This window comes from Rubripirellula obstinata, assembly GCF_001642955.1.
GTDB lineage: Bacteria > Planctomycetota > Planctomycetia > Pirellulales > Pirellulaceae > Rubripirellula > Rubripirellula obstinata.
This window is the reverse complement of sequence record NZ_LWSK01000154.1, coordinates 1-11,388: the sequence shown is the minus strand read 5'-3', so window position 1 is coordinate 11,388 and position 11,388 is coordinate 1. Positions and strand designations below refer to the sequence as shown.

At 56.8% G+C, this 11,388-nt stretch carries 1 protein-coding gene; it reads right to left on the bottom strand.

Features of this window, described 5'->3' with window-relative positions; translation table 11 throughout:
- Positions 1–9,555 (bottom strand): VCBS domain-containing protein (locus RC85_RS22920; protein WP_068267075.1); only part of this gene is annotated, 9,555 nt, incomplete at its 3' end.
- Positions 9,556–11,388 lie beyond the last annotated feature (1,833 nt).

Sequence of the window (11,388 nt, the reverse complement as noted above, 5' to 3'; positions counted from 1 at the left end):
CAACATGTCATCCACGTCGGTCGCAAACGTGCTGATCGGAATGTCCGTCGGTCCGGGAGCGTTGGTCAACGTCCCGCCAAACGTCTCGTCTTCATCCACCGTCGGGAACGTGCCCGCCGCAATCGCGTTGGCCACCGGACCATCGTTGGTACCGGTGATCTCAACGACAAATGTCTCCGTTCCTGTTGAGTTGCCAAGGCCTTCCTCGTCATCAATCTCGACCGTGTAGGTCAGCGTCAGAACTTCGCCCTCAGCCAAGTAATCAAACGCCGTTGACCCCGCCGTGAACGTCAGCGTGACGTCGCCATTGTCGGTACCGCTCGCCTTAGTCACCGTCCCGACCGAGATCAAGCCAGTCAACGCCGTGGCATCCAAGTCCAAGCCGGTTGTTGTGCCACCAGTGGTCACGCCGGTGATCGAGGCCGTGTGACCGACATCCGTCAGGTCGACATCGGTGAACGTTACGGCAATGTCAGCAGTGATGTCGTCCGTGTCAGTCTGTTCGTCAAGGTTCGTCTGAGCGATCATGTCGACGACCGGGTCATCATTGGTGCCGGTGATCTCAACGACGAACGTCTGCGTCCCCGTTGAGTTGCCAAGGCCTTCTTCGTCATCAATCTCGACGGTGTAGGTCAGCGTCAGAACTTCGCCCTCGGCCAAGTAATCAAACGCCGTTGATCCCGCCGTGAACGTCAACGTTACTTCGCCATTGTCGGTACCGCTCGCCTTAGTTACCGTGCCGACCGACATCAAGCCAGTTAACGCCGTGGCATCCAACGCCAAACCCGTCGTCGTGCCACCAGTGGTCACGCCGGTGATCGAGGCCGTGTGACCGACATCCGTCAGGTCGACATCGGTGAACGTGACGTCAATGTCAGCAGTGATATCGTCCGTATCAGTCTGTTCGTCAAGGTTCGTCTGAGCGATCGTGTCGACGACCGGTTCATCGTTGGTGCCCGTGATCGTGACTACAAGCGTTTGCATTCCGATGTTATCTGACGATTCGGCGTCATCGACGGCGATGGTGTAGGTCAGGGTGAGGACTTCGTTTTCCGCCAGATAGTCGAATACCGTTGAGTCGGCTGAGAAAGTCACATCGGCAACTGAACCGTTGTCAGAGCCTGTTGCCTTGGTGACTGCACCGGTTGAAAGCAGCGATGCATAGACTGCGGATCCACCCGCCAACTCGACATCGCCATCGGTGATACCTGGAGGCACAACACCCTGCAGTTCTACTTGGGTGACAGCGGCGGTGTGGCCGACATCAGCTAAGTCCACATCCGTGAACGTGACCGCCTGAGTATTGGAGATCACGCTCGAGTCGGTCTGCTCATCCAAATCAACTGCTATCGTTGCATCGATCACCGGGGCATCATTTGTCCCTGTGATCGTAATCTCGACATCGCGAGAAATGCTGTCGGTTCCATCATCAATCGTGATCGTGTACCTCTGAACGAGCACTTCGCCAGCAGCGAGGTCGTCCAAGTCACCGTCGGAGACATTAAATGTCCAAGTGACCTCATTGGTTCCAGATTGCCCACCGGAGAAGAGGCCGCGGAATTGTGCAACTGGCAGTGTTGTCGTCACTCCATCGTAAGTACGAGTCCCAACTGTCCCTGAACCGACAGTCACACTATGCATATCCAGCTCTTCGATATCGTCAAACGTGATCGCGGCGGTCGCCGTTAGTACCGCCGAGTTTTCGTCTGCCGCACCATCAGCTCGCTCGGTGATCGTTCCGGCAAGAGTTGTGGCGTCGATGATATGCGGTGCATCGTTGCTACCGTTGATCGTGATCGTGATGCTTTCGGCCTGGGTGTCACGAGCACTTTCGCTAAGCAATTCCCCCCCAGAATGAACATCGTAGGTAATCGCAACTTGAATGCTCTCGCCATCGTCAAGCCGATCAAAGAGCGTCGCGTTCCTGTCAAAGCTAATGGTGTAGGTCGCAGGAGTCCCGCCCACCGCGTCAACATCGACGATGGTGAATTCGGCAAGGATCTCCGCTGGGGTAAATCGAACCGGATTCACTCCTCCAGATGAAGCGACAACCGAGGCGGCGATATTTGAGATGCTCTGCACATCGGTTAGATCGACATCAGTAATTTCGGTAATCAATGCACTCGTTGGAACCGCGGGATCACTTAATCCAAGCAAGTCCACCGTCTGTGTATCTACCGTCGTCGTTGGAGTAGCTGATCCAATCGGATCGAAAGAATCGCCCTCAGTGAAGTCTACGGGGTCGGTAACCGTGATTTCTGGCGCGTCATTGGTACCGGTGATCGTGACGATAACGGTCTCATCGTCGGTCGCCCCGGTGGTGACATCGGTCACCGTGACGGTGTAAGTCACCGTCAGTGTTTCGCCAGCAGCCAGGAAGTCCACTTCATCGTTGGCCAGCGAGAACGTCCAGTCGATCGAACCGGCACCGGTATTCGTGCTGTCGGTACCGAGTGTCGCGCCGAAGGCAGTATCCAACGCAGCCGCCAAGCCCGTCGGCAACATACCGCCAGTATTCGACCACACCGTTGAGGTCGTGACTTCCGAAACCGTGTGCGTGTCGGTCAAGTCCACATCGGTGAACGCTAGCGAACCGCCGTCTTCCAGGTCACCCGAACCATTCGCATTGGTGTCCTCTTCGAGTGCCGAAGTGTCACCATCGGTGATCACCGGAGCGTCATTGGTGCCGGTGATCGTGACGACTAGCGTCTGGGTTCCGATGCTATCTGTTGCCTCGCCGTCGTTGACGGCGATGGTGTAGGTGAGAGTGACTTGTTCACCTGCGGCGAGGTAATCAAATACCGTCGAACCTGCGGAGAAAGTCACGTTCGCGATGGAGCCAGTACTAGAACCAGCGGTCTTTGTGACCGTCCCCAACGACAGAAGTGGCACATACACCGGAGTTCCTACTGCTGTCTCAACAGCTCCGGTAGTTAGTCCTGGAGGCACAACTCCATCGAGTTGGACCTGAGTCACCGAGGCAGTGTGACCAACGTCAGCCAAATCAACGTCGGCAAAAGTTACCGTTTGCGTGTTGCTGATGACGCTGGTGTCGGTCTGCTCATTCAAGGCAACCGAAGTGGTCGCCGAAACGACCGGCGCGTCGTTGGTGCCGGTGATCGAAATCACGACCACTTGGTCAACAAAACGGGCGGTAGAATCGGTGATGCGCAACCGGTAATTCTGAGTGAGTGTTTCGCCAGCGGCGAGGAAGTCGATGGCTGAATTCGCAACGTTGTAAGTCCACGTCACCGTGCCAGTTCCATTGCCATTACTGTTGATCGCCGACGAAACGAAGCCAAGGTAGCCGCTGCCCAGCGGTGTCGTGGTGACCGTATGCCCCGTATCGGTCGTTTGCGGGTCGGCGTAGTCAATCGTCCCCGTCGCCGTGCTGTTGCCAATCAATTCATTCGGATCCCCATCACCCAGTTCGGTAACGAGCCCGGTATCGACCGCCGCTGTGATTTCTGGCGTCTGGGTATCGACTGTCAGAGTGAAAGCAGTTGAAACCAGACTGACGTTTCCGGCTGCATCGGTCGCGGTGGCGGTAATCGTGTAGGTGCCGTCGGCAACGGTCGTTCCCATGTCGTCAAACAGCCATTCACCGTTACTATCGGCTGTCGTTGTTCCTGCAGAACTTCCATCAACGAAGACCTCGACCGTTGAGTCGGCTTCCGCCGTGCCGTTGTAGACCAACGTGTTGTCACTGGTGATCCCGTCGGTGCCATTGATCCCAGAGTCGGTGCTAACGCTCTGGACGATGGGTGCATCCGGGGCGACATTGTCGTACGTGATGACTACGTCGTTTGAGCTTGTGTCCGCTGCGTAATCGATCGCGAATCCACCCGTCGGCATGTTGTGAGTCACGGAGCCAAACGTGCCGGAAACTCCATCAGCCATGTCGTTGTTGATGATGACAAACGAGTCTTCGTTTGCGGGCAATCCGTTGCCGCCGACATTAGCCGCTACAATATTTAGCACCGATGTCGTCCCAAGAGTGACCGTTCCTGTCACGTTGGTTTGGTCGTGGTCATCGCCGGCAACGATCCCGCCAGTCGCATCAAGTTCAATTTCGATGACCAGGGTTCCGTTGAGCGTGTAGTCGCCGGAATTGGTGATACCCGGACTGTTGCCCGGCGCATGAGTGCCGCCATCGTCGATGGTCACATCGCCCACGACTGAAAGGTTGCCGGCTAAAGTGCCACCGCTTAGCACGGTGATGTCGCCATTGACATCGCCATCACCGTTGAGCGTGGCGGTCGCGTCAACGTCAACGTCTCCGTTGACTGTGCCGTTTGATGTCAGTGTCCCCGAAGAGTCGACATCGAAACTCGACGAACTTTCTTGCGCCGTCAGAGTTCCGTCGACTGTGGTTGTCGCCCCCAGCAAAATCGCATTGCTGTCCACAATAACAAGTGTTGCGTTTGCGTCGACAGTCACCGCGCCGCTGGAGCTGAAGCCTCCAGAACCGGCTGTTGTGCCAATGGTTAGGGCTTGTCCAGCCGTGTTGGCATGCACTGTTCCAAGACCAGCCGACACGCCTCCATTGACAGTCCCAAAACCGGACAACGTGTCGCCAGTGGACAGCGTGATTCCGTTGGCCGCAGTCAGGGTTCCGCCGGTCAGAGTCGTCAAGGACCCTAGGCTGGCCGAACCGTCATCGAGCAGCGTTACATTCTGATTTCCGACATTGAGTGTTCCGGCCGTCACAAATCCGTCTGACGAAGACGCATCGCCCAGGACCAAAGTGTCAACCGCGGTAATCGTCGTTCCCGCGTCCTCGATATTGATCTCGCCAGCGACAGTACCCCGCAGTTCCAGCGTGATTCCAGCACCGTCTGTGACAAGAATGTCTTCGGTGACATTGAGGTCAGCCGCAACCCGGATGGTATCACCCGACGAAGCGGCGGCGATCGCGGCACTCAGCGTTGGGAAGGTTGCTTCGAGGTCATCCGTGGAGCTGAAGACCTGGACCGGGTGGGTCAATTCGATCGTGTTGAGCGTGCCGTCGTCGAATTGGAGTCGCTCGATGCCGGAGAGAGTGTCTGTGCCGTCGGCAGTCGTTGTTACCTCAGAAATGGCAGTGATGAAGCCGGCGTTCGTTGTGGTTTCAAACTCGGCGTCAGCGATGTTGCCGCTGAAGACGGCGGTGTCTGTGCCAGCGCCGCCGGTGAGGTCGTCATCCCCAGCTTTCCCTTGAATGAAGTCATCGCCAGCCCCGGTGTCGATCGTGTCTGGCCCGGTGCCGCCGACGATGATGTCATCGGCAGCGCCAGTAGTGATGGTGTTGGTGCCGATTAGCTGGGATGACGGAACAACATTTGGCGATGCAAAAAGGTCGACGAAGAAGACGGCGGAGTTATCGGGGCCTTCGCCGTCGGCATTTCCAGTTCCTTCTTGGTTGAACGTGTTACCCGTGAGTATCAGACCGTTGATAGTCGGTGCGGCGTCACCGCCTGTACCGACATTGTTTCGACCATCGAAGCCGACCAATGCCGCGTCGATGCCTTTGCCTGGAGCAGCAGTTCCGAAAGTATTGTTGGTAACGGCAACGCTGGAGACGACACCATTGATATCACCGGCCAGATACTCCTCGAAGGAGTTGCCCGGCAAGGTCAGGCCGTGAACCACATCCGTGATTGTATTTCCATCGACCGTCAGTCCTGAAATACTGTTGTCGGCGCGGACGCGCACGCCGATACCAGCACCGGAAATTTGGTTATTCGAGACGTTGACGGTGCCGGAGGTGCCAGCGAGGATCGCCGCTACCTGGACACCATAAAAAGCCGCAGGCCCCGTGCCGGAGGTCCCGCTCTCGAAAGGGGGACTGCTGAAGATCGAAATGTTCGGATCGATCAATCCCAGATCAATGGCGTTACGCGTGACCGTAGCGTTGTTAACATTCGTCAGGTTGATTCCCCGACGCATCGAATCTGCGGTCGGCGACAAGGCGGTTCCATTGATAACGACCGTGTCTTCGATGTTAAGCATCTGGACATCCGAAGCGCGAATCGCCGTCGAATCGAAGCCGATGTTTGTCGCATCTACCTTCACGCCATCAATGGTGACATTGTCGGCACTGACGATGACGGCTTGTTTGATCGTATCGGGAGCGATCGGAGCAACACCCTGGATGATGGCTTCACCTGTCCTGGTGAGACTGCCAGTCGTTCCGGCATTCGGACCAACCAGCGACAGTCCTTTGTTGATATTTAGATTTCCGGTGTAAGTGCCAGCAGCCAGGTTGACTGTGTCACCTTCGGAAGCCGCATCGATGGCGTTTTGGATCGACCCGCCGGCGGCGACAAACAGTTCGCCGTCGACCCAGGTGACGAGGCCATTGCCGGAATTGTCGATTGCGTGACTAATAGCCTGCTCGATCGCAAAGTTGTTCGCGAACGCGGCATCATCCTCGGTCAAGGTGTTGCCAACAATTTCAAGGTTGGCATCATCTTGCCAGTCGATCAATGTCCCGGTCCCCACGATGTTGATCGTGTTGTCATCGGAAGACATGTCTAGCTCACCACCATCAAGCACAAGGATGGCAGCAGCGGATGCCGTTGATGACTCGTTTACCGTGACATTTTGAAGCGTTAGTTTTCCTCCGTCTTCGACCCGAATCGTTTCGTCGCTCGCGGTCTGGTTGATAGTGACACCATCGCGAACGATGACTTCGCCATCAAGTACCGCCAGCGCTGGCGAAGCGCCGGTAATGATGTTGTTGGTGCCGGAGATAATCAGCACCACATCCTGAGGTGCATCAATAGTGATGCCTGAGAAGGTTTCACCGGCTGGAAGTGAGAGTTTGACTTCAACTGGACGGGAGTCCCCAGCGGCAGAAGTCTGCCCTATCTGTGTAATGAAATCCTGCACCGGGTTATTTCCACCCGTTGCCGCTGGTAATTCAACCTCAATCTGAGGAACTTGCTCTGGCGGTGTGTTCAAGACCACCTGATCGAAAACGGCTTCGAGTTCAGCGGGCGTGGCAGTGGTTGGCTCAACGCCGGTTTGAATCGTGCCACTGCTTAAATCAACCACGAATGCATCGGCGGGCGCTAGACCAGCACTGACCAGTGCTCGCAATCCAGCGACAGTGGCGCTCACGTCGGCGGCGTAGGCGAGGGACATTTCCAGGCCGGCGACATTGGATCCGCCGACGACTTTGGCGTTGAGTCCGAGGTCGCGGGCGAATTGATCTAGGTCGGCGGTATCGCCGCTCAGGTTCAGCGCGGCGTAGGGGACCGAGATGTTGCTGCCGAAATTGACCGAGGCGGCGGCGTCGACGTTGAGCGGACCGGGGGCGAAGCCAGGCATGTCGGCGATGTAGATTCCGTTGTTGCCACCCGCGGTGCCTCCGGCGACCACGCCTGAGACGTTGATCGTACCGTCCAATGTCAAGCCGCTGACGGCACCGCCGGTCGGACTCGAATAGATACCCAAGCCCGCAAAGGCGTTGCCATCCAAACTCGCACCATCGATGGTGACGTTCGCTCCGCCGGTGATCGAGATTCCGTGACCGTAGTCACGATCGGTCATGTTGGTGCTGTTGTTTGCCATGGTCCCGTCGATCCCGCCGTTGCCCGTGGCCGTGACATTGGTCAAGACGGCACCGGCGACGTTGTTGAGGTCAAAACCATTGCCGAAAAAGTCGCCGCCGAACTCGTAAATGCCTGAGTTGCTGGCCGTTACATTCGTGATGGTCAAGTTCGCGGTTCCCGAACCTGCGGTGTGAATACCGAAGACTTGAGCTGCGTCGATCGTCAGGCTCTCGATCGTCACATCGTCGCTGGTGACGTGAATGCCGTAGGCACCGCCGGAGGCATCGAGAATCGTGCCGGCTTCGGATTGACCGGCGATGGTGACTGGCTTATCCGCCAAGATATTTTCAGCAAACGGCCCTGCGGTCAGGTTGACGGTGTCGCCGTTTTCGGCCGCGTCGATGGCGTCTTGGATGCTCATGCCATCGAGCACGGTGAAGGTGTCCGTGGCGGTGTTCTCGAGCGTGATGTCGTCAAAAGCACTCGTTGAAACAAGGAAACCGGCCAACGGGGCACCGTTGCCTGCGGTGGTGTAAGAAACGCCTTCCAAGTTGTCGGCAGGATCTGTAGCCAATCGCGTCGATGCGACTCGGTCAACGAATGTCAACGGCAACTTGACATCACTACCAGTGCTCGTGCTCGCGGTGATCGTTGTCGAGCCTGGCTGGATGGTCACGAGGTCCAAGCCGGGGTTTACATCGTCGATCACAATACCCGTCGGAGCGGTGCTCGCGCCGGCACTTGGGAAGATACCGATGCCGCCGAACTCGTTGCGAACCACCGGGTCGGTGCCCAAGGCGGTCACTGCGTTGCGGATGGTGACGTTCTGTGCGCTGGATAATGCGATGCCGTAGCCTTCATTTCCGATCACAGTGACGTCTTTGACTAGGTTCGTTCCCGTGACGCCGTTGAGATCGATGGCGGTGCCGCCGAATGCCTGGCCCCCGCTGAGCGTACGCTTGATCCCGGTGATGGTGACGTCTTGAATGGTAACATTTGAGACGCCGGAGGGTCCGTTGGTATGGATCCCGAAGAAGTTGGCATCTTGAATCGTCAGATCCTGAATGGTGACATCCGAGGTGGCGGTGATCTCGATGCCGCGAGTTTCACCGGTGGCGTCGATGATCGTTTGGCCCTGGCCGGCACCGATCAGCGTGATCGATTTCGAGAGGGTCAGCTTTTCGGCAAACGTTCCCGCTCCCAAACGAACGGTGCTGCCCGCCGGAGCCGCGTTGATGGCTGCTTGAATGCTGTCGCCTTCGACGACGGAGGCACCGGACTCGAATGAAATGGTGACGGCATCGTCAGCGGTGAATGTCGTCGGAACTGTTGCGGATTCAACGACCTGCAGCGTGTTGGTGTTGACGATTGCAGTGTCGGGCGTGAATGTCCAAGTGTTCGGCGTGTTGGGATCGGTGTCTTCGGTGACCGTCACGTCACCAGAAACGGCTTGTCCGTTGAGCTGAAAATGCAATTCAGCCGGATCATTGGTTGTGGTGGTGCCGGTAATTGTCGGCGTGGTGTCGCTGGTGGTCGCGGTGTCGGCCGTCATGCCGGACATCTCAACGAATCCAGGCGAGTCCGTGTTGCCGTCGACGCCGAGGATATCCGCCGCCAGCAACTGACGTTGTTCGAGCGTTTCGGCGCTGATGCGGCTTTGGGTGCTGGGGCGGGGGGAGGATTGGCCGGTCGAGGTGCGGTCGCGGCGGGACAGGCTGATGCCGAAGGGCAGGCCCATCATGTACGGGGCGACGGGACGCTTGACGAACTTGACGATAAACGGCGGGTTGCGAAGCAGGTCCAGGATCGCGACCAGGCCCAAGCCAATCTTGGTCAGCCAGGCGCCGCGGAAGGCGTTCTTGTATCGCTCGATGCGGGCGGCTTGTTTTTGTGCCCAGGAGTCGCGGCGGGCTTGGTCGAATTTGGCTTGGCGGCCGGCGTAGGCTCTTAGTTTGTCGGCGCGGCTGAGGTTGGCTTGGGTGCCGGTGCCGAATCGTCGAGTATTGCGGTGGGACATCTTTGTAAAACCTTCGATCAAAAGACTAAGAACAACGCGGCGTGGCGGGTGCCACTCGCTAAAAGAACGAGCCGGCAGCCGCTGGGGGCCACCACGTCGCTGTTAAAGAGTCAAACTAAAAATGGATTTGCGTGGGGGGGGGAACAGACCTAGTCTGTAGTTCCAACGCGATGAGCTTTGTGTGTACCCAGCGAATTCCAAAAATCAACTGGCACGGAGAAGTTAGGTGGAGCGGAACTTGAGAGGACGTGTCAGAAACGGTGAGGCGAAAGCGGGGCAATCGCGGTTGTGATGCGTGGCGGACAAAAGGTCTTAGCAAGATCGATCGTAGCCCTCTCCCTCGCTTTGGCTCGACCTCTCCCAAAAGGAAAAGTGGATCGCAACAACTATGTTTTGCGAGCCTAAAAAACTGCGCGACCTCCAAGCGTGAGAAGTGTTGCAACGCTGAGGAGTGCGAAGGAGGCAACCCAGACGTTCCGCGGAAGCTATGGCGAACGGTAGCACAGTGGTCGCTAGCGATAACAACAGAAGATACCGCAGTGCTACCTTTTTTGAACTCGGGAACGATTGCGAGTTCGAGGCCGCCTGCTCGCAGCACACACCTGGAAAACCAGGCGTTGCACCGGCGCTGGTGCGGACTTGGACGACGCGGATGGGGCGTCGAGGTGTTGCTTAGGGACAGGTCCGCGATCATGCGGGATAGCATCCAATAGGAGGCGGGTTCTTGGGTGTGAATCAGGATGCCAGAGTCTGATTTCGTGTCGCTTTCGCGAAAGCTTCCTGCTCACCATCGGTGCCTCCTGCACCTATTCGTAGACTCGGACGTTGAAGACACTAAACTCAGGCGGGGGGCGGGTCAACCGTTCGAACCAAGAAAACCCTGCAACTTAACACTCTCTTGTGGGGGGCGTCCCGAAGTTGAACGAAGGGATCGAGTGATTTCCATAAAGGTGCGTCAAAACATAATAAATATGCGGTTTTTTGACGCTGGAAACGTACGGCCCTTGTTGGCTACCATTCGTTTTCACCCCATGATTCACGTAGTTCTGGCTAACCAAGGGGCAGTCAGCACTCCTTGCACCACTCGAAAAGCTTCACCAAGCGAGGGGTGCTTGTAATGATGGAGATTCCGACGCTTGATTGTCGTTCGGGCACCCACATTGGGCCCAATGGATTACCAAACTGACGTTCTTCTATAGACACGAGTTCATCGATGCTATTTTGTCCAGAAGCATTTTGTTCACAGCTAGCGACAGGACAGCTGCGCAGCCTACCAACAGCTCACGTTTTGCCAGTTAGCCGACGCCACCCATCGCACGACTCGGCAAACATCGGCTGAGATCATACGTCAAACAGATCGGCAATGATCAATCGGGGAATTGCAGATTTCAGGATGACGAGATGCTGGCAAGACTATAGGTGGCAAGAGCATGTTGCGCGCTCGGGTGGGGAATGTATTTGAGCAGAAAGATTAGAGGTAGACAAATTGATCCAGTGGGTGAGCTAGGAATCGTTTTGCCCTTCTATCGTTTTGCCCATCACGTGTCTTGTTAGCGTTTTGTTAGCGACCATTAGCGGTTCTTGCTTTTGGCCAATGGGTTACTCGCTCGGTTTAATCAGGCCGATCATTGGGCAAAACGATGTGGGGGCAAAACGATGGTGCGCGGTTGGGTGGGTGATCTCATTCCCGCGGACGTTGATCCAAGTCCTTTTGTAATCGCTGCAAGTCACGTTCGAGCTTTGCAAGCGGCTTGGACAGCAGTTGGTCCAGCGTCGATTCTGGCACTCCGAGTAGCCTTTCGAGCAGTTGGATTTGCCCGGCCAATCGTCCTT